At 64.4% G+C, this 22949-nt stretch carries 28 protein-coding genes; 19 read left to right on the top strand and 9 right to left on the bottom strand.

The annotated features are described in order from the left end of the window. The first annotated feature begins 79 nt into the window (after positions 1 to 79). Positions 80 to 1615 carry a Do family serine endopeptidase gene (locus XH90_RS26390; protein WP_194477220.1) on the top strand — a complete coding sequence of 512 codons (1536 nt, stop codon included), beginning with the start codon at positions 80 to 82 and terminating at the stop codon, positions 1613 to 1615. Between the two features lie 276 nt (positions 1616 to 1891). Then, entirely contained in the window at positions 1892 to 2254 is a 363-nt protein-coding gene (locus XH90_RS26385) for a hypothetical protein (RefSeq protein ID WP_194482819.1), read from the top strand. Between the two features lie 12 nt (positions 2255 to 2266). Here XH90_RS26385 and XH90_RS26380 read toward each other — a convergent pair whose 3' ends face one another. After that, positions 2267 to 2536, bottom strand: coding sequence for a DUF6496 domain-containing protein (locus XH90_RS26380; protein WP_194477219.1), 270 nt, complete (start codon positions 2534 to 2536; stop codon positions 2267 to 2269). A gap of 97 nt (positions 2537 to 2633) precedes the next feature. Next, positions 2634 to 2828, bottom strand: coding sequence for a DUF3072 domain-containing protein (locus tag XH90_RS26375; RefSeq protein ID WP_194477218.1), 195 nt, complete (start codon positions 2826 to 2828; stop codon positions 2634 to 2636). Positions 2829 to 2943: 115 nt separating this feature from the next. Here XH90_RS26375 and XH90_RS26370 point away from each other — a divergent pair, with 115 nt between their 5' ends. Genes XH90_RS26370 through XH90_RS26360 form a run of 3 tightly spaced genes read left to right on the top strand, consistent with a single transcriptional unit; the run spans position 2944 to position 3629 of the window. Then, on the top strand, positions 2944 to 3156 hold the full coding sequence (locus XH90_RS26370; RefSeq protein WP_194477217.1) for a hypothetical protein: 213 nt from the start codon (positions 2944 to 2946) through the stop codon (positions 3154 to 3156). Between the two features lie 33 nt (positions 3157 to 3189). Then, positions 3190 to 3399: a hypothetical protein gene (locus tag XH90_RS26365; RefSeq protein WP_194477216.1), complete on the top strand. Its 210-nt coding sequence runs from the start codon at positions 3190 to 3192 to the stop codon at positions 3397 to 3399. Between the two features lie 35 nt (positions 3400 to 3434). Then, a complete protein-coding gene (locus tag XH90_RS26360) occupies positions 3435 to 3629 on the top strand; it encodes a hypothetical protein (RefSeq protein ID WP_194477215.1) in 195 nt (64 codons plus the stop codon). A gap of 62 nt (positions 3630 to 3691) precedes the next feature. Here XH90_RS26360 and XH90_RS26355 read toward each other — a convergent pair whose 3' ends face one another. Beyond that, positions 3692 to 3925: a hypothetical protein gene (locus tag XH90_RS26355; RefSeq protein ID WP_194477214.1), complete on the bottom strand. Its 234-nt coding sequence runs from the start codon at positions 3923 to 3925 to the stop codon at positions 3692 to 3694. Positions 3926 to 4020: 95 nt separating this feature from the next. Further along, positions 4021 to 4290 carry a hypothetical protein gene (locus XH90_RS26350; RefSeq protein ID WP_194477213.1) on the bottom strand — a complete coding sequence of 90 codons (270 nt, stop codon included), beginning with the start codon at positions 4288 to 4290 and terminating at the stop codon, positions 4021 to 4023. A 21-nt stretch (positions 4291 to 4311) separates the two neighbouring features. Between XH90_RS26350 and XH90_RS39115 the strand changes: the two genes are divergently transcribed. Next, on the top strand, positions 4312 to 4653 hold the full coding sequence (locus XH90_RS39115) for a hypothetical protein (protein WP_246755591.1): 342 nt from the start codon (positions 4312 to 4314) through the stop codon (positions 4651 to 4653). Here XH90_RS39115 and XH90_RS26340 read toward each other — a convergent pair. Together XH90_RS26340 and XH90_RS26335 are read right to left on the bottom strand one after the other, a co-directional pair. Continuing rightward, complete coding sequence (locus XH90_RS26340) at positions 4650 to 6143, bottom strand: HWE histidine kinase domain-containing protein (protein WP_194477212.1); 1494 nt, start codon at positions 6141 to 6143, stop codon at positions 4650 to 4652. The genes XH90_RS39115 and XH90_RS26340 overlap by 4 nt on opposite strands. 14 nt (positions 6144 to 6157) lie before the next feature. Continuing rightward, the gene (locus tag XH90_RS26335; RefSeq protein WP_194477211.1) at positions 6158 to 12454 is read right to left on the bottom strand and encodes a HAMP domain-containing protein; all 6297 of its coding nucleotides are present in this window, start codon (positions 12452 to 12454) and stop codon (positions 6158 to 6160) included. Positions 12455 to 12749: 295 nt separating this feature from the next. On the opposite strand from XH90_RS26335, the gene XH90_RS26330 reads away from it, so the two are divergent. Next, complete coding sequence (locus tag XH90_RS26330) at positions 12750 to 13046, top strand: hypothetical protein (RefSeq protein WP_194477210.1); 297 nt, start codon at positions 12750 to 12752, stop codon at positions 13044 to 13046. Positions 13047 to 13051: 5 nt separating this feature from the next. Here the strand turns inward: XH90_RS26330 and XH90_RS26325 are convergent, their stop codons facing one another. Continuing rightward, on the bottom strand, positions 13052 to 13564 hold the full coding sequence (locus tag XH90_RS26325; RefSeq protein ID WP_194477209.1) for a DUF4142 domain-containing protein: 513 nt from the start codon (positions 13562 to 13564) through the stop codon (positions 13052 to 13054). A 97-nt stretch (positions 13565 to 13661) separates the two neighbouring features. On the opposite strand from XH90_RS26325, the gene XH90_RS26320 reads away from it, so the two are divergent. From XH90_RS26320 to XH90_RS26315, 3 genes are all read left to right on the top strand, one after another. After that, the gene (locus XH90_RS26320) at positions 13662 to 13856 is read left to right on the top strand and encodes a hypothetical protein (protein ID WP_194477208.1); all 195 of its coding nucleotides are present in this window, start codon (positions 13662 to 13664) and stop codon (positions 13854 to 13856) included. Positions 13857 to 13976: 120 nt separating this feature from the next. Further along, a complete protein-coding gene (locus XH90_RS39655; RefSeq protein ID WP_256442397.1) occupies positions 13977 to 14108 on the top strand; it encodes a hypothetical protein in 132 nt (43 codons plus the stop codon). A gap of 84 nt (positions 14109 to 14192) precedes the next feature. Next, positions 14193 to 14399, top strand: coding sequence for a hypothetical protein (locus tag XH90_RS26315; protein ID WP_194477207.1), 207 nt, complete (start codon positions 14193 to 14195; stop codon positions 14397 to 14399). Between the two features lie 130 nt (positions 14400 to 14529). On the opposite strand, the gene XH90_RS26310 is transcribed toward XH90_RS26315, so the two are convergent. Further along, positions 14530 to 14772, bottom strand: coding sequence for a hypothetical protein (locus XH90_RS26310; RefSeq protein WP_194477206.1), 243 nt, complete (start codon positions 14770 to 14772; stop codon positions 14530 to 14532). Positions 14773 to 14945: 173 nt separating this feature from the next. Here XH90_RS26310 and XH90_RS26305 point away from each other — a divergent pair, with 173 nt between their 5' ends. The 5 genes from XH90_RS26305 to XH90_RS26285 all read left to right on the top strand — a co-directional run bounded on the left by XH90_RS26305 (position 14946) and on the right by XH90_RS26285 (position 18913). Next, entirely contained in the window at positions 14946 to 15104 is a 159-nt protein-coding gene (locus tag XH90_RS26305) for a hypothetical protein (protein WP_194477205.1), read from the top strand. A gap of 283 nt (positions 15105 to 15387) precedes the next feature. Beyond that, positions 15388 to 15762, top strand: a complete 375-nt coding sequence (locus tag XH90_RS26300) for a PRC-barrel domain-containing protein (RefSeq protein WP_194477204.1) — start codon at positions 15388 to 15390, stop codon at positions 15760 to 15762. Positions 15763 to 15788: 26 nt separating this feature from the next. Continuing rightward, the gene (locus tag XH90_RS26295) at positions 15789 to 15947 is read left to right on the top strand and encodes a hypothetical protein (RefSeq protein WP_194477203.1); all 159 of its coding nucleotides are present in this window, start codon (positions 15789 to 15791) and stop codon (positions 15945 to 15947) included. 192 nt (positions 15948 to 16139) lie between these two features. Then, a complete protein-coding gene (locus XH90_RS26290) occupies positions 16140 to 17297 on the top strand; it encodes an HlyD family secretion protein (RefSeq protein ID WP_194477202.1) in 1158 nt (385 codons plus the stop codon). Then, complete coding sequence (locus tag XH90_RS26285; RefSeq protein ID WP_194477201.1) at positions 17294 to 18913, top strand: DHA2 family efflux MFS transporter permease subunit; 1620 nt, start codon at positions 17294 to 17296, stop codon at positions 18911 to 18913. Before XH90_RS26290 ends, XH90_RS26285 begins: the two co-directional genes overlap by 4 nt. Here the strand turns inward: XH90_RS26285 and XH90_RS26280 are convergent. Next, a complete protein-coding gene (locus tag XH90_RS26280; RefSeq protein WP_194477200.1) occupies positions 18910 to 19377 on the bottom strand; it encodes a helix-turn-helix domain-containing protein in 468 nt (155 codons plus the stop codon). The genes XH90_RS26285 and XH90_RS26280 overlap by 4 nt on opposite strands. 154 nt (positions 19378 to 19531) lie before the next feature. Between XH90_RS26280 and XH90_RS26275 the strand changes: the two genes are divergently transcribed. From XH90_RS26275 to XH90_RS26260, 4 genes are all read left to right on the top strand, one after another. Further along, positions 19532 to 20269, top strand: a complete 738-nt coding sequence (locus XH90_RS26275) for an SDR family oxidoreductase (RefSeq protein WP_194477199.1) — start codon at positions 19532 to 19534, stop codon at positions 20267 to 20269. Positions 20270 to 20334: 65 nt separating this feature from the next. Then, a complete protein-coding gene (locus XH90_RS26270; protein WP_194477198.1) occupies positions 20335 to 21336 on the top strand; it encodes a nitronate monooxygenase family protein in 1002 nt (333 codons plus the stop codon). A 107-nt stretch (positions 21337 to 21443) separates the two neighbouring features. After that, positions 21444 to 21860, top strand: coding sequence for a hypothetical protein (locus XH90_RS26265; protein WP_194477197.1), 417 nt, complete (start codon positions 21444 to 21446; stop codon positions 21858 to 21860). A gap of 191 nt (positions 21861 to 22051) precedes the next feature. Beyond that, positions 22052 to 22870: an aldo/keto reductase gene (locus XH90_RS26260; protein WP_194477196.1), complete on the top strand. Its 819-nt coding sequence runs from the start codon at positions 22052 to 22054 to the stop codon at positions 22868 to 22870. The last annotated feature ends 79 nt before the right edge of the window (positions 22871 to 22949 follow it).

The following is a 22949-nucleotide window of genomic DNA, read 5'->3' as shown; positions in this document are numbered from 1 at the left end:
AATCGCGCGGACGGGACGTCGTAAGGTGACGAGGACCATGCTGGGTGCAAGGCGACTTACCCAACATGGACATTTCGACATGATCGATCGCGTCAATTCCGACACCACCAAGACCCGCACAATCCTGAAGCCGCGCCGCCTCGCGCTGCTCGGCACCGCGGCCGCGCTCGGCGTGGCCGTGCTGGCGGCTTCTCCCGCTTCAACGCCGTTCGGCGCGTCCTCCCTGATTTCGCCTGCGCAGGCCGCTGAAAGCGCGACGACCCCGCCGGGCTTCGGCGACCTCGTCAGCAAGGTCAAGCCCGCCGTCATCTCGGTGCGGGTGAAGATCGACCAGGACAACGACAAGAGCGCAATGCTGCAACAGAACCGGATGGATCAGGACGAGGATTCTCCGTTCGACCAGTTTTCGCGGCAGTTCGGCTTCCGCTTTCCGGGTGGCATGAACGGCATGCCGCACCAGCGTCACCAGATGATCACGGGCGAGGGCTCCGGCTTCTTCATCTCCGCCGACGGCTATGCCGTGACCAACAATCACGTCGTCGACCACGCCGAGTCCGTGCGGGTGACGATGGACGACGGCACCGTCTACACCGCGAAGGTCGTCGGCACCGATCCGAAGACCGACCTCGCGCTGATCAAGGTGGACGGCAAGAAGGACTTTCCGTTCGTGAAATTCTCCGACCAGAAGCCGCGGATCGGCGACTGGGTGGTCGCGGTCGGCAATCCCTTCGGCCTCGGCGGCACCGTGACCGCCGGCATCGTCTCGGCGAGCGGCCGCGACATCGGCAACGGTCCCTATGACGACTTCATCCAGATCGACGCGCCCATCAACAAGGGCAATTCCGGCGGTCCGGCTTTCGACATGAACGGCAATGTGATCGGCGTGAACACCGCGATCTACTCGCCGTCCGGCGGCTCGGTCGGCATCGGTTTCGACATTCCGTCCTCGACGGCCAAACTCGTCGTCGCGCAGCTGAAGGACAAGGGCACCGTCACCCGCGGCTGGCTCGGCGTGCAGGTGCAGCCGGTGACCGCCGAGATCGCCGACAGCCTCGGCCTCAAGGCGGCGCGCGGCGCGATCGTCGACAACCCGCAGGACGGCAGCCCGGCCGCGAAGGCCGGCATCGAGGCAGGCGACGTCATCACCGCCGTCAACGGCACCGCGATCAAGGACTCCCGCGATCTCGCCCGCACCATCGCCGGATTGGCGCCGGGGTCGTCCGTGAAGCTCGACGTCGTCCACAAGGGCGACACCAAGACCGTGACGCTGGCGCTCGGCGAACTGCCGAACGAGCGGCAGGCCAAGGCTGACGATGGCAAGATGCAGCAGGGCCCCGGCACGCCGCGGCTCGGCCTCAGCCTGGCGCCGGCCGGCGACGTCCAGGGGGCAGGCCAGAAGGGCGTCGTCGTCACCGAGGTCGACCCGCAGGGGCCGGCGGCGCAGCGCGGCATCCAGACCGGTGACGTCATTCTCAATGTCGGGGGCAAGACCGTTGCCAATGTCGGCGACGTTCGTTCCGAACTGGCGCAGGCCAAATCGTCAGGCAAGAACAGCGTGTTGCTGCAGGTGAAGAACGCGGACGCGACCCGCTTCGTCGCGGTGCCGCTCGCCTGATCTCGTGGCCGTGACGGCAAATTCAAAAGGCGGTCTGCGGGCCGCCTTTTTCATGCGCACGAGCGACATACCCACAGGCGACCGATAACATTCTCGTTAACGGCAGGAATGATGACCGGTTCGTCCGAAAAAGCCGCGTTCGCTCGTCAGACTTCCGACTAGTGTGTTGTGCTTCGGCGGCAATGAAGCCACCCGAGGTGGATTGCAAGAGTGGAACTTCGGACGCCCGGCTGCCTTGTGGACCCGGCCGGTGGTTCGCATTTGATCGGTGCCGACATGGATCGATTGAAGCTCTCGCTGAAGCTTGCGCTGCTCGCGGCGCCGCTGGTGCTGTCGGCCGGAAGCGTCATGGGGCGCGATGACGGTCGTTTCGCCGACTCGCCGCTCAAACCGTGGTTCGACAGCCTGCGCAGCCAGATCGGCCCGTGCTGCTCCGATGCCGATGGTGTTGCCGTTGCCGATCCCGATTGGGACTCGCTCAACGGGCATTACCGGGTCCGTCTCGATGGAGAGTGGATCGAGGTGCCCGACGCAGCCGTGATCACCGAACCGAACCGCGCAGGCCGCACCATGGTCTGGCCGGTCAAGACGGTGTTCGGCGTTTCGATCCGCTGCTTCATGCCCGGCAGCATGATCTGACGCCGTTCGGCGTCACCGCGTGGCGGACTTGCGCTTCGAGCTCTTCCTGCTCGTCTTCTTCTTTTTGGACGTTTTTCGCTTCGTCGCCTTCTTCGGCACCTTCTTGCCCTTCGCGCGCGCCTCCGACAGGCCGATCGCGATCGCCTGCTTGCGGCTCTTCACGCGTCCGCCGCGACCGCCGGGGCCGCTCTTCGCAGTGCCCTTCTTGTAGCGCCGCATCTCGCGCTCGACATCACTGCCGGCGCTGCGTGAGTAACGGCGCTTCTTCGCCTTGCGTGCCATCGATTCTCTCCGTTGGCTCTCGAAGAGAAACAGCAGTGCTGACGCTACGTTCCAAATGCGCGGCTGCGCGCCTCAGCAAAGCACCGGCCGACGCGTCTTAAAACGAGTTTGCGAGTTCGATCTCGGCCTCGAGCACCTGGATCCGGCGCGCGGCTTCGGCAGAGGACAGACCGCGATCGTATTGCGCAGGCTGGTAGGCCTCTTCGCTCAGCCGCTTCAGCCGCAGCCCCTGCGCCCGGGTCATCTGCTCCATGAGAAAAACCTTGGCATCGTATTTACCCTGAACCTGCATGTCCGCTCTCCCTCGCGATTTCATGGCTTGACTATATGTTCTTATTTTGTTCTAACAAGCCATGGACAACAGAATTAATGAAATTCGACGTAAAATCAGCGCCTTGAGGCTCGAGATGGCCGATGTCGAGGCGTCCGTGCGCGATTTCGTCAATCGCGACCGCGACTGCACCGAACGGGCCCAGGCGCAGATGGATCTGCGCCGGAAAGTCAATCTCCTGATCGGCGAATGGAAGGCCGCTGGCGGCGGCGAGGTGCTGCCCGACATCCGCGACCGGATGCGCCTCCGTCCGTTGAAAGGCGTAAGCAGACCGACGACGCGCTGCTGAGACAACCACGTAGCTGGCCTATGGAGGCAGACGGTGGAAGAAGACCCGGACGCCTACCGGATTCTGAAGCTGCGTGCCGAGATCCTCGAATTGGGCTCCGCCATCAGGCAGTTGCAGCGAGAGGGGCTCGACGATGCCGCAGCCCAGCTCCTGATTGCACGCAAGCGGGCACAGCTCGACCATCTCGTGAAGGCAAGCTCCGCAAGTCACCGTCTTGACGTCACCGACATCAGACGCAGCTAGAGCGGTGGCGCAACACGACACGCCGGAGCCCGTCAATGCCGGATGCCGAAATCACTGTTCTGCTGGAGGCGGTGCTCGACGATGTCTGCGCAGGCACACCCCCGTGGGACACGACGACGCGCGAACGCGTTGCCGTGAGATTGCGTGCCGTCGCGCGCGAGGATCATTGCTCTCTCGAGGATTTGGAGCGGGCCAGGCGAGACGCTCTGACCCGCGCACCGATCATGTAGGTGGTGGTGAGGGAAAGAAGCCCCGCGTCGTCGCGGGGCTTCCTGTTACTGCGAGCGCGAGCTTACTTGCTCATTCCGTTCTGGGGCTTGGTCATGCTGCCGCCCTGATCGCTGCCGGGGCCGGCGCCACCCTGGCCGGACGCATCGGGCGGAACGGTCTTCTTCATGTTGGCGCCCGTCGTCGTCTGCGACATGGAAGCGTGATGCTTCTTGTGCGACTTGGCCTGCGCGGCAAACGGCGCGGCGGCGAGGCCGGTGGCCAGCATCACGGCGAGAGCGAGCTTGGTCGTCTTCATGCGAGGGAACTCCCTGAGTTGAATTGACGCAGGCAGCCAACCGCCATTTGTCGCGGGAGTTCCGAAGAAAGCGCCGCGTGCGTTTCACGCGCGCTTCAAGATTCCTTGTTCTCGTTGAGAATGAACACGACGCCTGTCAGCGCGGCACCGATGGCAAACGTCGTCACCATCGTGCCGACAAAGACGAAAGCCGCCGCACGGCCGCCATGGTTCAGCAGTTCTGCAACCGCAGGATTGGCCAGAATGAGCGCAAGCGTGAAGGCGAGACCGAACGCAGCGCCCATCATCGCTTGCGTCATCAGCCTGATGGCGCCGGTGGGAGAGACCAGGCTTGGCGACTTCTCGGGTGACTTTTTCGTGCGCATGGAACTGCCGATCGATCTGGCATGCCAACGCTGGCCGTAATCGCGGGTTCCATCGCGCATGAAGGATTTGTCATGACCGCTTCATCCACCGTTCATGCCGACCTTGCGAGGATGAATGCCATGAACACGGGAACATCAGCTATGGGCAAGGTGGTCTTTCTCTATCGCTCGCTGGCCTACCGGAACGCTGCGGCCGACATGTTGCGCAAGGCACGCAAGCTGCCGCGCGGAGCGGAACGCAGTGCCGCTCGTCGCTACGCCACGGCGCTGCGCGATCTCGCGCAGACGGAAGCATGGCTCGAAGGGCGGGTCGCCGATGAATCGCGGCCGATGCCACGACTGAAAGTCGTCGCGTCGCGCTAGCCCGATGCGCGCTGGAGTTCGGGAGAGCTGCTGGCTTCGAACTTGTCCTGCGCAGCCGCCGTTGCCGGGCTCTTGCGCGTCAACGGCACCTCGAGACGGCAAAACAGGCCCTCTGAGCGCCAATCGAACTGCGCCTGTCCGCCGAGCTGGGACTCGACGCTGGCCAACAGGCTTCTCGTTCCGAAGCCGCGCGATTTCGGCGTCCTGACCAGCGGCCCGCCGGTCTCCTCCCACGTCAAGGTGAGAAGGTCGTTCTCGGCCTGCCAGCCGATCGCGAGGCGCCCCGACCGGGTCGACAGCGCGCCATACTTGGCCGAATTGGTGAAGAGCTCGTGCAGAGCCAGGGCCAGCGTCTGGGCCGTCGCCGGCAGCAACTGCACTTCGGGACCCGAAAGCTTGATCTGTCCGCCGAGCGAATAGGGCGCAAGCTCTTCGTCGATCAGCTTGGAGAGTTCGGCGCCCTGCCAGCTCGACAGCGACAGGATGGTGTGCACCCGCGCGAGCGCGTTGATGCGGCCCTCGACGGCCTTGACATAGGCTTTCATCTCGTCGGCGCGGGTGAGGCGCACGATCGACTGCGCCAGCGCCAGTGCGTTCTTGGCGCGGTGATCGACTTCACGTGCCAGCAGGTTCTGCCGCTCCTCGGCGCGCTTGCGTTCGGTGATGTCGACGGTGACGCCGCTCACCCGCACGACGCGACCGCTCGGGCTCACCGTTGCGGCTGCCGTGCCGACGCACCAGCGAATCTCGCCATCAGGCCGGCAGACACGAAACTCGCCCTCATAGGCGTGCGCGCCGGTATCGAACGTGGCAATCGCCTGGCTGAATTGGTCGACGTCATCGGGGTGCAGCAGCGCCTGGATGTTGGCAGAGCTGACGTTGAAGGTTTCCGGCGTCACGCCGAAAATGCGGTACTGGCCTTCGTCCCACATCCAGTCGCCGTTGACCCAGTCCCAGTCCCAGGATCCCATCTTGCCGGCGGCGATTGCCATGCTGCGCCGCTCTTCGCTCTCGCGCAGCTTCGCAGTGGAGTTCTCGAGCTCGGCCGTGCGGGCACGAACGCGATCCTCGAGATCCTGGTTCAGCCGCTCGAGCTCGCGCGTCTTGCGATAGAGCTCGGCAAACACCTTGACCTTGGCGCGCAGCACTTCCGGCACGACGGGCACCGGCACGTAGTCGACCGCACCCATCTCGTAGCCGCGCAGGCGGTCGATGTCGCTGACTTGAATCGCCGAGATGAAGATCATCGCGGTCTTCTGGAACCGCGGGTGCTCGCGGATCATCGCCGCGAGCTCGAAGCCGTCGAGCTCGGGCATGCAGACGTCGACCAGGATCACCGCGATCTCGGTCTTGAGCAGCACCTCCAGCGCCTCGCGGCCGGACGAGGCGATCACGAGGTTCTCGCCGAGTTCCCTCAAGATCACCTCGTAGGCGAGCAGCTTGGCCGGCTGGTCGTCGACGAGGAGGATGTTGACCTTTTCGTGGTCCATTCTCGGATCCAGACTCAACGGTGCAGCCACATGCGGATCGCAAGCAGCAATTGATCGGTGTTGACGGGTTTGGCGAGATAATCGGAGGCGCCCGCCTCCAGGCATTTCTCGCGGTCGCCCTTCATCGCCTTCGCCGTCAGCGCGATGATCGGCAGGCGCAGGAAGGCCGGGTTCTCCCGGATCACGCCGATGGTCTGATAGCCATCCATCTGCGGCATCATGATGTCCATCAGCACGATGGCGATTTCCGGGTTGGATTCGACCAGCGTGACCGCCTCGCGGCCGGTGGTCGCGGTCAGCACCTTCATGCCGCGCCGTTCAAGAACGCTCGACAGCGCGAAGATGTTGCGGGCGTCGTCGTCGACCAGCAGGGCGGTCTTGCCGATCAGGTCCTCGTCGGAACTGTTCAGCTTCTCCAGCATGCGCTGCTTCTCGATCGGCAGCTCGGTGATGACGCGATGCAGGAACAGCGCGGTCTCGTCGAGCAGACGCTCGGGCGATTCAACGCCCTTGACCACGATGCTGCGCGCCATGGTGTGGAGCTCGGCATCCTCTTCGGCCGAGAGCTCGCGGCCGGTGAACACCACCACGGGAACGTTGGACAGCGACTCGTCGCGGCGGATCTGGTCCAGCACCTCGAACCCGCTCATGTCGGGCAAGCGCAGATCGAGCACCACGCAGTCGCAGGGCGACTCGCGCAGCGTCGAGAGCGCGCCGGCGCCGGTGTCGGTGGTCACGATCTCGATGTCGTCGTGATGCAGCAGCTCGCGGATCGACATCTGTTCGGCCTCGTTGTCCTCGACGATCAGGAGCCGCTTGCGCCGCGGGCGCGCATATTCCTTGATTTGCGTCAGCGCGGCGGCAACGCCTTCGGTCGTCGTCGGCTTGTTGACGAAGGAGAAGGCGCCGCGGGCCAGCGCATGCTGGCGGTCCTCGTCGAGCGTGATGATCTGCACCGGGATGTGGCGCGTCAGCGGATTGTGCTTGAGTTGGCTCAGCACCGTCCAGCCGAGCATGTCGGGCAGGAACACGTCGAGCGACACGGCGCGCGGCTGATACTGCTTGGCAAGCTCCAGTGCCTCGGCGCCGCGCGCGGCGACCAGAACCTTGAAGCCCTTGTCGCGGGCGAGATCGACCAGGATGCGGGCATAGTGCGGATCGTCCTCGACGATCAGCAGGATGCTGTCGCCTGGCTCGAGATTGAGCCGGTCGTCGGGGAGCTGCTCGATGACGCGCTGCTGTTCCGGGGCGGCCGGCTGGAGCGCCGGCGGCTGATTGTGTTGCTGCGCCGCCGGTGCTGCGCGCGGCGCCAGCGTCGGGCCGGAATATTTCAGCGGCAGATAGAGCGTGAAGCTCGAGCCCTTGCCGGGAGCGCTGCGCAGATGGATTTCGCCGCCGAGCAGGCTTGCAAGCTCGCGGCTGATCGCAAGGCCGAGGCCGGTGCCGCCATATTTGCGGCTGGTGCCGGCGTCGGCCTGCTGGAACGCCTCGAAGATCAGCTTCTGCTTCTCCGGGGGAATGCCGATACCGGTGTCGGAGACCTCGAAGGCGATCACGGCCGGCGCGGAGTTCAGCACCGGATGATCCGTGCCCCAGCCGCCGAGCGCACCGGCGACCTTCAGCCTCACTTCGCCTTCGGCGGTGAACTTGAAGGCGTTGGACAGCAGGTTCTTGAGCACCTGCTGCAGGCGCTTGGAGTCGGTGACGATGCTGCGGGCGAGGTTCGGATCGATATCGATCTTGAACGACAGGTTACGGTTCTCGGCCTCGTGCCGGAACGGCCGCCCGACCGTTTCGAGCAGGTTCGCGGTCAGGATTTCCTCGGCGTCGACGGTCACCGTGCCGGACTCGATCTTGGAGAGATCGAGAATGTCGCTGATGAGGTTGAGCAGGTCGGTGCCGGCGCCGTGGATGGTGCGGGCGAATTCGACCTGCTTGGCGGACAGGTTGCCGTCCGGATTGTCGGTGAGCTGCTGTCCCAGGATCAGGATCGAGTTCAGCGGCGTGCGCAGCTCGTGGCTCATGTTGGCCAGGAATTCCGACTTGTACTTCGAGGTCAGCGCGAGCTCGGTCGCCTTTTCCTCGAGCGCGCGACGGGCCTGCTCGATTTCCTGGTTCTTGCGCTCGACTTCGACGTTGCGTTCGGCGAGCTGCTGGGCCTTCTGCTCGAGCTGGTCGTTGGTCTGCTGCAATTCGCGCTGCTGGGTCTGGAGCTCGCCGGCGAGCTGCTGCGACTGCTTGAGCAGGCCTTCGGTCTGCATCGTGGCTTCGATCGAATTGAGCACGATGCCGATGGAGTCGGTGAGCTGCTCCAGGAACGTCATCTGCGAGGTCGTGAACGTGGTGAGCGAAGCGAGCTCGATCACCGCCTTGACTTGGCCCTCGAACAGCACCGGCAGCACCACGAGGTTCTTCGGTGCGACGCGGAGCAGCGCCGAATTGATCGGCACCACGTCGGCGGGAATGTCGGAAACCACGCGCGGACGCCGGTCGACGGCGCACTGGCCGATCAGGCCGTCGCCAAATGGCAGTACGCGCTGATAGGGGTAGACGCCGTCGCCGGCGTAGGAGGCGAGCAACAGAAGCTGCGGGTTGTCCTCGTTCTCGACCTGGTAGATCACGCCGGTATGGGCGTTCACCAGCGGCGACAATTCGGTGAGCAGCAACCGGCCGACGGTCGTCAGGTCGCGCTGGCCCTGAAGCATGTTGGTGAATTTGGCGAGGTTGGTCTTCAGCCAGTCCTGCTCGGTGTTCACGTCCGTCGTCAGACGGAGATTCGTGATCATCGTGTTGATGTTGTCTTTCAGCTCGGCGAGTTCGCCGCGGGCATCGACCTGGATCGACGGGGTGAGGTCGCCCTTGGTCACGGCGGTCGCGACCTCGGCGATCGCGCGCACCTGGGAGGTGAGATTGGCCGCGAGCAGGTTGACGTTGCCGGTCAGGTCCTTCCAGGTGCCGGCGGCGCCGGGCACGTCGGCCTGGCCGCCCAGCCGTCCTTCGACGCCGACCTCGCGCGCCACCGACGACACCTGGTCGGCGAAGGTCGCGAGCGTCTCGGTCATGTTGTTGATGGTGTCGGCGAGCGCGGCAACCTCGCCCTTCGACTTCACCGTGAGATTTTGTTTCAAGTCACCGTTCGCAACGGCGGTCACCACCTTGACGATGCCGCGGACCTGCTCGGTGAGGTTCGCCGCCATGAAGTTGACGGTGTCGGTGAGGTCCTTCCAGGTGCCGGCGACGCCAGGCACTTGCGCCTGGCCGCCGAGCTCGCCCTCGGTGCCGACCTCGCGCGCCACGCGCGTCACTTCGCCGGCGAAGGCGTTGAGCTGGTCCACCATGGTGTTGATGGTGTTCTTGAGCTCGAGGATTTCGCCCTTCACGTCCACGGTGATCTTGCGGGACAAGTCGCCGCGCGCCACGGCGGTGGTGACTTCGGCGATGTTGCGGACCTGCGTGGTGAGGTTCGCGGCCAGCAGGTTGACGTTGTCGGTGAGATCCTTCCAGGTGCCGCCGACGCCGGGCACGACGGCCTGGCCGCCGAGCCGGCCTTCGGTGCCGACCTCGCGCGCCACGCGCGTCACTTCGGCGGCGAAGGAGCGGAGCTGCTCGACCATGGTGTTCAGGGTGTCCTTGAGCAGCAGGATCTCGCCGCGCACGTCCACCGTGATCTTCTTCGACAGGTCGCCGCCGGCGATCGCGGTCGCAACCTCGGCGATGTTGCGGACCTGGGCCGTCAGGTTCGAGGCCATGAAGTTGACGTTGTCGGTGAGGTCCTTCCAGGTGCCGGCAACGCCGGACACTTCGGCCTGGCCGCCGAGCTTGCCTTCGGTGCCGACCTCGCGCGCGACGCGCGTGACTTCGCCGGCGAAGGCGTTGAGCTGATCCACCATGGTGTTGATGGTGTTCTTGAGCTCGAGGATTTCGCCCTTCACGTCCACGGTGATCTTGCGGGACAAATCGCCGCGCGCCACGGCGGTGGTCACTTCGGCGATGTTGCGGACCTGGGCGGTGAGGTTGCCGGCCATCGAGTTCACGGAGTCCGTCAAATCCTTCCAGGTGCCGGCGACGCCGGGCACGTTGGCCTGGCCGCCGAGGCGGCCTTCTGTGCCGACCTCGCGCGCGACGCGCGTCACCTCGCCCGCGAAGCGGTTGAGCTGGTCGACCATCGTGTTCAGCGTGTCCTTGAGCTGAAGGATCTCGCCGCGGACGTCCACCGTGATCTTGCGCGAGAGGTCGCCGCCGGCAATCGCGGTCGCGACCTCGGCGATGTTGCGGACCTGGGCGGTGAGGTTGCCGGCCATCGAGTTGACGTTGTCGGTGAGGTCCTTCCAGGTGCCGGCGACGCCTGTCACCTGCGCTTGGCCGCCGAGCTTGCCTTCGGTGCCGACCTCGCGCGCCACGCGCGTGACTTCACCGGCGAAGGCGTTGAGCTGGTCCACCATGGTGTTGAGTGTTTCCTTCAGCTGAAGGATCTCGCCCGACACGTTCACGGTGATCTTTTTCGACAGGTCGCCCTTGGCGACGGCGGTGGCGACTTCGGCGATATTGCGGACCTGGCCGGTCAGGTTCGAGGCCATCGAGTTGACCGAGTCCGTCAGATCCTTCCACGTGCCGGCGACGCCGCGCACCTGGGCCTGGCCGCCCAGCTTGCCTTCGGTGCCGACTTCGCGCGCGACGCGCGTGACTTCGCCGGCGAAGGCGTTGAGCTGGTCCACCATGGTGTTGATGGTATCTTTCAGCTCCAGAATTTCGCCGCGGACGTCCACGGTGATCTTCTTCGACAAGTCGCCGCCGGCGACCGCCGTCGTCACCTCGGCGATGTTGCGAACCTGCGCGGTCAGGTTCGACGCCATCGAGTTGACGCTTTCGGTGAGGTCCTTCCAGGTGCCGGCGACGCCGAGCACGTTGGCCTGGCCGCCGAGCCGTCCCTCGGTGCCGACCTCGCGCGCGACGCGCGTGACTTCGCCGGCAAAGGCGTTGAGCTGGTCGACCATGGTGTTGAGTGTTTCCTTCAGCTGAAGGATTTCGCCCGACACGTTCACCGTGATCTTCTTCGACAGGTCGCCGCCCGCGATGGCGGTGGCGACGTCGGCGATGTTGCGGACCTGCGCGGTCAGGTTCGACGCCATGAAGTTGACGTTGTCGGTGAGGTCCTTCCAGGTGCCGGCGACGCCGGGCACCTGCGCCTGGCCGCCGAGCTTGCCTTCGGTGCCGACTTCGCGCGCGACGCGCGTCACTTCCGAGGCGAAGGAGTTGAGCTGGTCCACCATGGTGTTGATGGTGTCCTTCAGCTCCAGGATTTCGCCGCGCACGTCCACGGTGATCTTGCGCGAGAGGTCGCCGCGCGCCACGGCGGTCGTCACGTTGGCGATGTTGCGGACCTGCGCGGTGAGGTTGCCGCACATCGCGTTCACGGAGTCCGTCAAGTCCTTCCAGGTGCCGGCGACGCCGGGCACGATGGCCTGGCCGCCGAGCTTGCCGTCGGTGCCGACCTCGCGGGCGACGCGCGTCACTTCGGAGGCGAAGGAGCGCAGCTGGTCCACCATCGTGTTGATGGCTTCCTTGAGCTGAAGGATCTCGCCGCGGACGTCGACCGTGATCTTCTTGGACAAGTCGCCATTGGCGACTGCGATCGTCACTTCGGCGATGTTGCGAACCTGGTTGGTCAGGTTGTTCGCCATCGAGTTGACGCTCTCGGTCAGGTCCTTCCAGACGCCGGTCACCTCGGGCACCTGGGCCTGACCGCCGAGCTTGCCCTCGGTGCCGACCTCGCGGGCGACGCGCGTCACCTCGGAGGTGAACACGCCGAGCTGCTTGATCATCGTGTTGACGATCGTCGCCGATTGCAGGAATTCACCGCGGAGCGGGCGGCCCTCGACGTCGAGCTTGACGGTCTGGAGCAGGTCGCCCTGCGCCACGGCCGCCACTGCACGCGTCACCTCGCGCGTCGGCCAGAGCAGATCGTCGATCAGCGTGTTGACGGAGCCTTCCATGTCGGCCCAGGAGCCGCTAGCGAGGCCGAACTTCACGCGCTGGCGGGTCTTGCCCTCGCGTCCCACCACCTGGCCGACCAGCTCGAGCTGCTGCGCCATGCGCTGGTTGGCCGCGATGATTTCGTTGAAGGTGTCGGCAATCTTGCCGTCGATGCCGAGATAGTCGCCGCTCATGCGCACGGAGAAATCGCCGCTGCGCATGGCCTGAAGCGCGAGGAGCAGTTCCGCCCGGGAGTCCGGCTCCGATGTGCCGTTGGGTTTGGGTTTCGGGACGCGACGACCGGAGCGCGATGCTGTTCCGGGATCGAGGTCGCTCATACTAATTCCCCCGCAGGCGCCGGCCGAATCCAAGGCGTGACGCGTTTGGCCAAAAATAGAGCGTCAGCCAAATTCGAAATCAAGCGTCAAGGTTGCGACGCGTGGGATTGGAACCTGCCGTGCTCAGCCCGGCTAAACTAACAGCGAAGATTGCCGAGAGTTCCAACCAATTGCGTAAAATTTCTTAGCCCTTAGCAGGGTCCTCTCGGTGTTCCAGTTTCGAAACTCGCGGCCTTCGACTTAGGAACGGCAGGACAGGCCCTGAGGTTAACCCGTCAGCACAGGGAGAGCGCATATGAAAGCCGGACTGGCAATCGTCATCGCCGCATTGTTCGCCACGGGATCTGCGCTGGCACAGGCCGGCGCACCGAGCGGACGCGGGGCCGTCACCGGCGATCCCGCAGCGAGCTCGGCCACGTCCCACGCGGGTTCGCAGACCACGGGGACCGCCACCAAGTCGAACCCCAGCGGCAGTGGCACCTCGACCTCGGGCGGCAAGGATGCCAATGGCGATGCCGGCCGGGACAGGATGCCTGGCAGCGATCGCACCGTGCGTCCGATGAACCAGCAGCATCATCCGGAGGACAAGTAGCGCTGCTACTTGTCGGCCATGGTGCGTTCAGCGTCCTTCAACTGTGCGCGCAGCACCGGGAGGTGCTCGCGCGCGAAGGCCGCGAGAATGGGATTGTCCGGCGTCTTCAGGTAGCGCTCGAGCAGGGTGATCGTGGATTCGTATTCCGGGATCTGGGCGGCGTAGAACGTTCTCACATAGGCCGGCCCCTCGGAATCGTCGGGCTTGGCGAGGCTGATGCCCGCTGATGTCGTCTTGCTGATGCGCGGCTCGGCGCCGATCGTGTCCTGGATCTGCTTCAGGGCCTTGTCGCGCTTTGCCGCCTCTTCGGCGCGCAGCGCGGCGAGGTTCTTGACCTCGGCATTGCCCTTCAAATCGGTGCTCTCCAGCAGGCCCTGCTGGAAGCGGCCGAAGGCGTAGAGGCCGCTGATGACATCGGTCGCGTCAGGCGCCCGATCGCCGCGCAATCGCTCGCCGGTGCTGTCGGCAAGCGCCGCAGTGCTGATGAAGGCCAGGACAATCGCGACAAATATCCTCATGAACCTCCAATGACCTGTAACGTGCAAAGTTCCGGCGGAGCGTTACCATCCCGTAAGGGCGGTTGCAGGCCGGAGGTTCCGTACCCAATTCTTGTTCATGAAACAGTCAGACATCTTCAGGGATAACGCCGAGAACTGCCTGCAACTGGCCGAGCGCTCGGAAGGGCAACCCGCTTATAATCGCTATTCACGCATGGCGGATGCCTGGACGGCCCTGGCGAAGGAGCAGGACTGGCTCGACGGCGAAGTCCCGCCTGTCAAGGACGGCGTCGTGCAAAGCCAGGGCGTCTGACCGCTCTCTCTCTTTGGTGACTCCGCGTGTGAGGCGGCTCACGGAATGGGCTGCACCAATCAACCATCATCCGGGAATAGTCGATCGCGTTGGTTTTCAATTCCAGAAGGAGGTTTTGCGATGGCTCCACGTCTGGCACTTTTCTCCCTCATTCTCGCCTTTGGCGTCTCTGTCGCGTTTGCGACGGTCACGACGGTTCGGCAGGTGCATCAGGAAAATGCATCCGTGATGGTGCACGCGGCGCACAGCTAGCACTGCTGCTTCTCGCGCTCACAGGAACATTCGGCGCAGCGGCGCGTAGGCGCTCCGAGGCATCGGAAGAGGCGAGAGGATAGCATGGCACATTCCGACCACGGCATCGTCAAGGACAAGCGCGCGGAGGATCAGCCGCGCGACAAGCAGCGTGCGCAGACGGTGCACAACACGAACCAAAGCGGTTCGCCCTCGCGTGAGGCGACGCGCGACCCCGAGCTCAACGACGACAGCAAGACGCCGGGCTCGGGCATGACGCCCGACGATTCCGGCGCTGCGCCCAGCGGCTGAATCTGCGAGGAACGAATCCTCTCACGAGGAGTCGACAGATTGCTTCCGGTGACATGCCCCCGGTGCTCCGGAAGCATCTCCAAGGACGGCCCTGGCACCCACCGTGCCGGGGTCGTTTGCTGTTGGGAGATCAGTCCTCGGAATCGTTGTTGCCCTGCACGTGCCCCTCGGGCCCGCGGCCGAACACGCCGAAATCGCTCGACTTGACGCCTGCTACGGCGTCGATGCCGGCAGCGGCCAGTCCAAGTTTGAGCAACTCGCGGACACCCGCCGCGCGGGTCGGCATGCGATGCTTGAAGCGGAAATCGTCGATGGCGGCCAGTTCTTCAGGCGAGAGCATGACCTGGAGGCGCTCGGCGCGAAGGTCGTTCATGGTCAATCACGCAATTTGAGCAGGTTGAGCAGGTTACTCAACGAACAAACTTGACGAGAGTTCCACAGGAGTCGCAAGACAAGCCAAATGAGTAAAAATAATCAACAAAATCAATGAGTTATTATTGAAACGACTTGTGCGGTGGCGCATTCTCATTGAAAGGGAGATTGGCCATGACAGAGGACGTCAGGTTACCTCGCAAGCTTTCCGACGAGCCCGATGCGCAGAAACCAGTGCGTCCGAGCCACCAGAAGGTCATCGATCAGGTCGAGCGCTGGGCCAACAGCCCCGGCCTGCAACCTCCAAGGACAGATAATGCGGAAACGATCTGAACCCCACACATTCGAACAACGTCTGGACGCGCAGAGGCTGCGGCTCGAGGACGAACTGTCGCGCCTGCCGGACGGTCATCGGCGCGACTCCGTCGTGGCCCGTATCGAACAGTTGCAGACTGCAGCCGAGATGCATGATTTCTTGATGCCGAGAGAGTCGGACGCAGCTTCACGCCAGCCTTGACGCGCGCAAGCTCGAGGCCAATGCGCGCAGCGTCACTTGCCAGGAACGATCGCCATCGCGTCCGGTTGATCTCCACACATTGCTGAGTGGAGAAGAAACATGTTGAATCAAGGCGAGCTGGATCGCAGCGAGATGGGCCGGCTGATCGGCAGCGACAAGGTCGAGGGAACATCCGTCTACGGTGCCGATCGCAGCCGGATCGGCTCGATCGAACGCGTGATGATCGACAAGATGAGCGGCAAGGTGTCCTACGCCGTGCTCGGCTTCGGCGGATTTCTGGGCCTCGGCAACGATCACTATCCCCTGCCGTGGCAGTCGCTGAAATACGACACCGAGCTCGGCGGCTATGTCACCGGGATCACCGCCAAGGCGCTGGAAGGCGCGCCGAAATATGGCGAGCGCAGTGACTGGAACTGGGGCGACGATGCCGCGATGCGCGGCATCAACGCCTACTACGGCGTTCCCTTCGCTTGAGCGTATCGCGAACAGTGGGAGATCTGATGAGCCAGGAAAAGCCAACCGACGATCCCCGGCATCAGAATGATTGGGGATCGCACGCCCAGACGGACAAGCCCTGGAAGGGCAATCCGGAGAAGGAACAGAAGCCGGGCGACAAAAAGCCCGACCTGGAGAAATGGCACGCGACCAAGACGCACTGACCGGGTGCGCGGGTCACCAAAGAAGCGTGGCACAAATGGTGTCGCGCTTCTTTCTTGCGCAACGCGTTCACGAATGACGGCGGTGCTCCCGCAACCCGGAACCATGCCGCAGGGCTGCGGTTGGGCTCCCGGCGTGCGCCGCATGGCCAATTCCCGTTTGCGGCAGCCGGAAGTCCGATCGAGGTGTTCGCCGTGGATGCTCAAACCCGGGAGCGTGGGCCGTCCGCGGAGCAGCCGCAGAGGGTGGAAGCTCCAAAGGAATCGCATGATCCCAAGCTCGAAACCAGGGATCACTCCGGTAAGCCGGGCAAGACCCCGTCGCTGCGCGAGCGGCTAGCCGCGCACTGGCTGCTCGCGACCGTCGGCGCCATCGTGCTGATCGCAGTGCTGGTCGGCGGTCTGCTCTATTGGCTCGATGTCCGCCACTATGAATCCACCGACGACGCCTTCGTCGCCGCGCGCAGCTTCTCCGTGGCCTCGAAGGTCGGCGGTTACGTGACCGACATCCCTGTCACCGACAACCAGCATGTCAATGCCGGCGATCTCCTCGCCAAGATCGACGAGCGCGACTATCGCATCGCCGTCGATCAGGCGGCGGCGCAGGTCGAGGTCTCCAAGGCCAACATCGACAATGTCGAGGCGCAGATCGATTCGCAGCGGGAGCAGATCAAGCAGGCCCAGGCGCAGCTCGAACAGGCGCAGGCCCAGCTCCAGTTCTCGCAGGAGGAGTTTGCGCGCGCCCAGGATCTGGTCGAGAAGGGCGCCGGCACCGTGCAGCGCCAGCAGCAGACCCGCTCCGATCTCCAGGCGCAGCAAGCCAACACAGAGCGCAGCAAGACTGCCGTGACTGCCGCGCAACTCGGCATCAAGACGCTGCAGGCCCAGCTCGAAGGCGCCAGGGCGCAACTTCAGCAGTCGCAGGCGCAGCTCGATCAGGCCAGGCTGAACCTGCAATACACCAACGTCGTCGCCGCGCAGTCCGGCCGCGTCGTCAAGCTCTCCGGCGCCAAGGGCACGTTCGTCACCGCCGGCCAGAGCCTGATGATGTTCGTGCCCGACGACGTCTGGGTCGTCGCCAACTACAAGGAGACCCAGCTCGCCGACATGCGGCCGGGACAGCCGGTCGAAATCCGCATCGATGCCTATCCGGGACACAAGCTGACCGGCCACGTCGCTTCCGTGCAGCCGGGCTCCGGCACCGCATTCAGCCTGCTGCCGGCGGAGAATGCCACCGGCAATTACGTCAAGGTGGTGCAGCGCGTGCCGGTGAAGATCGTGGTCGACAATTGGCCGTCCGATCTGCCCGTTGGTCCCGGCATGTCGGTCGTGCCCTGGACCAGGGTGCGATGACCGACGCCACGCAAGACGGCGCCTCTGCCGGGGGCTGGTCGCCCGAGCGGTCGGCGGCCGGCGGGCACAATCCCTACCTCATCGCCTTCGTGGTCTCGATCGCGACCTTCATGGAGGTGCTCGACACCACCATCGCCAACGTCGCGCTGCGCCACATTGCCGGCGGGCTCGCGGTCGGCATCGACGAGAGCACCTACGTCATCACCAGCTATCTCGTCGCCAACGCCATCGTGCTGTCGATTTCGGGCTGGCTCTCGACGGTGATCGGCCGCAAGCGCTTCTACATGATGTGCGTTGCGATCTTCTCGGTCGCATCGCTCTTATGTGGCTTCGCCTGGAATCTCGAGGCGCTGGTGCTGTTCCGCATCATTCAGGGGCTCGGCGGCGGCGGCATGGCCACCAGCGAGCAGGCGATCCTCGCCGACTCCTTCCCTCCGCACAAGCGCGGACAGGCCTTTGCCATCTACGGCGTCGCCGTCGTCGTCGCGCCGGTGATCGGTCCGACGCTCGGCGGCTGGATCACCGACACCTACAGCTGGCATTGGGTGTTCCTGATCAACGTGCCGATGGGACTGCTCTCGCTGTTTCTGGTCGGCACGCTGGTCAAGGAGCCGTCGGGGGCGGAGGAGGAGAGGGAGAAGCTGCTGAGCAAGGGCCTGCGTGTCGACTATGTCGGCTTCGCACTGGTTGCGATCGGGCTCGGCTCGCTCGAATACGTGCTCGACGAAGGCCAGCGCAACGACTGGTTCGGCTCGAACATGATCGTCTTCTTCGCGGTGCTGTCGGCTGTGTCGCTGCTCGCCCTGATCCCGTGGGAGCTGACGCGCGAGGAGCCGATCGTCGATCTCCGTCTGCTCGGCCGGCGGCAGTTCGGTGCCTGCTTCCTGGTGATGCTCGGCACCGGCGCAGTGCTGATCTCGACCACGCAGCTCTTGCCGCAACTGCTCCAGACCGAGCTGAACTACACGGCGCTCTTGGCCGGTCTCGCGCTGTCGCCAGGCGGCATCGCGACGCTTGTGCTGATGCCCGTGGTCGGCCGTCTCGTCAGCACGGTGCAGCCGAAATATCTCATCATGACGGGCGCAGCGATCGTCGCGCTGTCGATGTGGCATCTGACCGGGATCGATGGCGACATCACCTATGGCTACGCGGCGCTGTCGCGCATCTTCCTCGCACTCGGTCTGCCTTTCCTGTTCCTGCCGGTGACGACCGCCTCGTACGACGGCGTGCCGCCCGACAAGACCAACCAGGCTTCTGCGTTGATCAACGTCGCCCGCAACATCGGCGGCTCCATGGGCGTCGCGCTGGCGCAGACGGTTCTGGCGCAGCGCCAGCAATTCCATCAGAGCCGCCTGATCGAGCACGCCGCGCCGTCCGACCTCGGCTACCAGCAGACCATCGACGCGATGACGCGCTACTTCCAGGCCCAGGGCTCGAACGCCGGCGATGCCGCCTCGCAAGCGGTCGCCTGGGTCGGCCACACTTTGCAGCAGCAGGTCGACTTCCTCGCTTATATCGACGTGTTCTGGACGCTCGCGGTCATCGCGGTTCTGATGATTCCGACCGCGGCGGTGCTGCGCCCGATCGATCTCGGCGCGCCGGCGCGGGGGCATTAGGCAGCGTCGGCGCCTCGCCGCCCCGGCCCCGCATGCACATGCACCTGTTTCGCATGCAGCGGCTCGCCGCATTCCGAGCACACCATCACCGGGTCGAACTGCTTGCCGCAGCTCTTGTGCTCATGCAGCAGCGGGCGGCCGCGCTCGTCGCCCATGTGAGTGTCGCCCCAATGCACCATCGCCATGATAACAGGATAGAGGTCGAGCCCCTTCTGCGTCAGGATATATTCGTAGCGCTTCGGCGCCTCGGAATAGGGCACGCGACGCAGGATGCCGAAACGCACGAGCTTCTTCAGCCGCTCCGACAGCAGGTGCCGCGTGATCTGGAGCGAGGACTGGAATGCCTCGAAGCGGCGCACGCGCAGGAAGCAATCGCGCAGGATCAGCAGCGTCCAGCGGTCGCCGACCACGGCGACGGTGCGCGAGAGCGAGCAGGGCTCTTCCTCCAACGTTTCCCACTTCATGATCCCGGCTCCGGTTTAAGTCTGAAAAAGGAACTGACTTGAACGATCAAAGATATTTCGAGCGAAGCCTAGCATTTCAGCCCGGTATTTGACAGTTCTATTTTAGAACTATAGCCTCCGTTCCAATCGGATGCTCTCACCGGAGGAGGCGACCTTGCCCAAGCGAAATGCGACCGCGGCCGTGATCGGGGCCGGCGATTTCATCGGCTCGGAAATTGCCAAGAAATTCGCGGCCGAGGGATTCACGGTCTTCGCCGGCCGCCGCAACGGCGACAAGCTCGCGCCGCTGGTGAAGGACATTGAATCTGCCGGCGGCGAGATCCATGCGCGTTCGCTGGACGCGCGCAAGGAGGAGGAAATCATTTCCTTCCTCAACGACGCCGACAAGCACGCTCCGCTGGAGGTCTGCATCTTCAATGTCGGCGCCAACGTCAATTTCCCGATCCTCGACACCACCGAGCGCGTGTTTCGCAAGGTCTGGGAGATGGCCTGCTATTCCGGCTTCCTCGCCGGACGCGAGGCGGCGCGGCTGATGCTGCCGCGCGGCGGCGGCAACATCTTCTTTACCGGCGCGACCGCCTCCTTGCGCGGCGGCAGCGGCTTTGCAGCCTTCGCCAGCGCCAAGTTTGGCCTCCGCGCGGTGGCGCAGGCAATGGCGCGCGAGCTCGGACCGAAGAACATCCACGTCGCCCATCTCATCATCGATTCCGGCGTCGACACCGAATGGGTGCGGCAGCGCCGGCTCGAGGCGCTCGGGCCGAACGCGCTCGACAATCCCGATCTGCTGATGCCGCCGTCGGCCGTCGCCGAGTCCTATTGGCAGCTCTATCAGCAGCCCAGGAGCGCCTGGACCTTCGAGATGGAGATCCGCCCGTTCGGCGAGAAATGGTGACCGCCGCGCAAAAGTCCGGCTAGACTGATCCCAACACCAGGCAAAATTCCGGGAGGAGAACTTAAGTGAAGACCGCGATCACCGAACTGTTCGGCATCGAGCATCCCATCATCCAGGGCGGCATGCATTTCGTCGGCTTTGCCGAGCTGGCCGCCGCCGTCTCCAATGCCGGCGGGCTCGGCATCATCACCGGCCTGACGCAGAAGACGCCGGAATTGCTCGCCAAGGAGATCGCGCGCTGCCGCGACATGACCGACAAGCCGTTCGGCGTGAACCTCACCTTCCTGCCGACCTTCTCGGCGCCGCCTTATCCGGAGTACATCGCCGCCATCGTCGAGGGCGGCATCAAGGCGGTGGAGACCGCGGGCCGCAGTCCGGAGCAATACATGCCGGCGCTGAAGGCCGCCGGCATCAAGGTGATCCACAAATGCACCTCGGTCCGCCACTCGCTGAAGGCCGAGCGCATCGGCTGCGACGCCGTCAGCGTCGACGGCTTCGAATGCGGCGGCCATCCCGGCGAGGACGACATCCCGAACATGATCCTGCTGCCGCGCGCGGCGGAGGAGCTGAAAATCCCGTTCGTGGCATCCGGCGGCATGGCCGACGGGCGCAGCCTCGTCGCGGCCCTGTCGCTGGGGGCGGCCGGCATGAACATGGGCACGCGCTTCATCGCGACCAGGGAAGCGCCGGTCCATCAGAACGTGAAGAACGCGCTGGTCGCCGCCACCGAGCTCGACACCCGCCTGATCATGCGGGCCCTGCGCAACACCGAGCGCGTGCTGAAAAACGCCAATGTCGACCGCCTGCTCGAAATCGAGCACGCCAAGGGCGACAAGCTCACGATCGACGACATCCACGACCAGGTCGCTGGCGTCTATCCCAAGGTCATGCTGGACGGCCAGATGGATGCCGGTGCCTGGAGTTGCGGCATGGTCGCTGGTCTCATCCACGACATCCCCTCCTGCAAGGAACTCGTCGACCGCATCATGAGCGAGGCGGAACAAATCATCCGCAGCCGACTTATGGGGTTCCTGGATGGGACCGGTGCGACACGAAAGGTCGCCTGACACCGCCAAACTTCTTAACCACTGTTACAATTGACCGCTGGAATTGCGCGCGACGCCTCCTAAATAGGGGTAAATTACCCCTTAACAATCAATTTCAGGAGGCGTCCGTGGTCCTGAAAAGCGTTCCTTTCGCGGTTGCCATTGCGCTCGCGCTTGCAGTGGGCGGTATCGCGCGCGCTGACGACTACAAGCCCGACGAATATCTCGGTCTCGATCTCTCCAAGGCTGTCCTGTCGCCGAAGCGGCTCGGGCCGGAGACGCAGTTCGCGCCGATCGCGATGGAGGCGAAGGGCGGCAACGAGGCGCAGGCCCGTGCCGAGCCGATCGACGTGCCGAAGAAGGTCGCGGCCCAACGCGTGCACGTGTCGGAGCCGAAGGTCGCTCGGGCGAAGAGTCAGCCGCGTGGCGCAGCCCGCACCAGGCTCGCGCATCGCCACGGCAATCCGCTCGACGCGCAGGCGATGGACACCCGCATCCAGACCTGGCCGTGCCGCTCCGGCGGCATCTGCAATTGGAAGCACTAGGCGCGTCGTTGTTTCCTGACCTCACCTCGCGTGCGGGAGAGGGGACACCTAACCCGATCTTGATTGGCCGCCGCGCGCGCGGCGCGCTATAGTGGCTGCTCCCGCCACCTCTTTTCCATCACCGAAGAGTCTGCTCACGCGGCATCGCCGCGCGCATCCGGCGGGCTGAAATGCCTCAGGGAGCCTGTTCAATGGACAATCTGAAAACACAGGGCATCAGCATGCCCAAGCTCGGTCTTGGCACCTTCCGGATGCAGGGCGATGCCTGCCGCGCCGCGGTCGAGAGCGCGCTGTCGATCGGCTATCGCCACATCGACACCGCCGAAATGTACGCCAACGAGGAGGCGATCGGCGCCGCGCTCGCCGCTAGCTCCGTGCCGCGTGGCGAACTGCATGTCACGACGAAGGTCTGGCACGAGAATTTGGCGCCGGATGCGATCCGCCGCGCCTTCGATGACAGCATGAAGAAGCTCGGGCTCGACCACGTCGATCTCTATCTCGTGCATTGGCCGTCGAGATCGGCGAATTGGGGCGCGGTGTTCGAGAGCTTGATGAAGCTGAAGGAGGAGGGGCGTACGCGGGCGATTGGCGTCGCCAATTTCACCACCGCGCTGCTCAAGATCGCGGTCGAGGACGTCAAGGCGCCCATCGCCTGCAACCAGATCGAGTATCATGCGATGCTGGATCAATCGAAAGTGCTGGCCTATCTCAAGGCAAAGTCGATCCCGCTGGTCGCCTATTGCCCGCTGGCGCAGGGACGGTTCGCCTCGGACCCGGTGCTTGGCGAGATCGGCGCCAAGCACAACGCGAGCGCAGCGCAAGTCGCGCTGAAATGGCTGCTCGACCAGGACGGCGTCGCCGCGATCCCGAAGGCATCGCGCCGCGAGAGCCAGCAGGCCAATCTGGATGCGCTGAAGATCGTGCTGGATGATGCCGACCGCAAGAAGATCGCGGCACTGCCGAAGGACAGGCGTTGCGTCAATCCGGGCTTTGCACCGGCCTGGGATTAGGGCCTGCACTCATAAAGCCGCTGATGTCGGCTTTCGGGCGCAAGCAGAAATGCCATGCTTGATCAGAGCATTGCTGCTT

The sequence above is a fragment of the Bradyrhizobium sp. CCBAU 53338 genome (assembly GCF_015291665.1).
GTDB lineage: Bacteria > Pseudomonadota > Alphaproteobacteria > Rhizobiales > Xanthobacteraceae > Bradyrhizobium.
The sequence above is the reverse complement of the archived record's forward strand: the minus strand, read 5'-3'. Positions and strand labels throughout refer to the sequence as shown.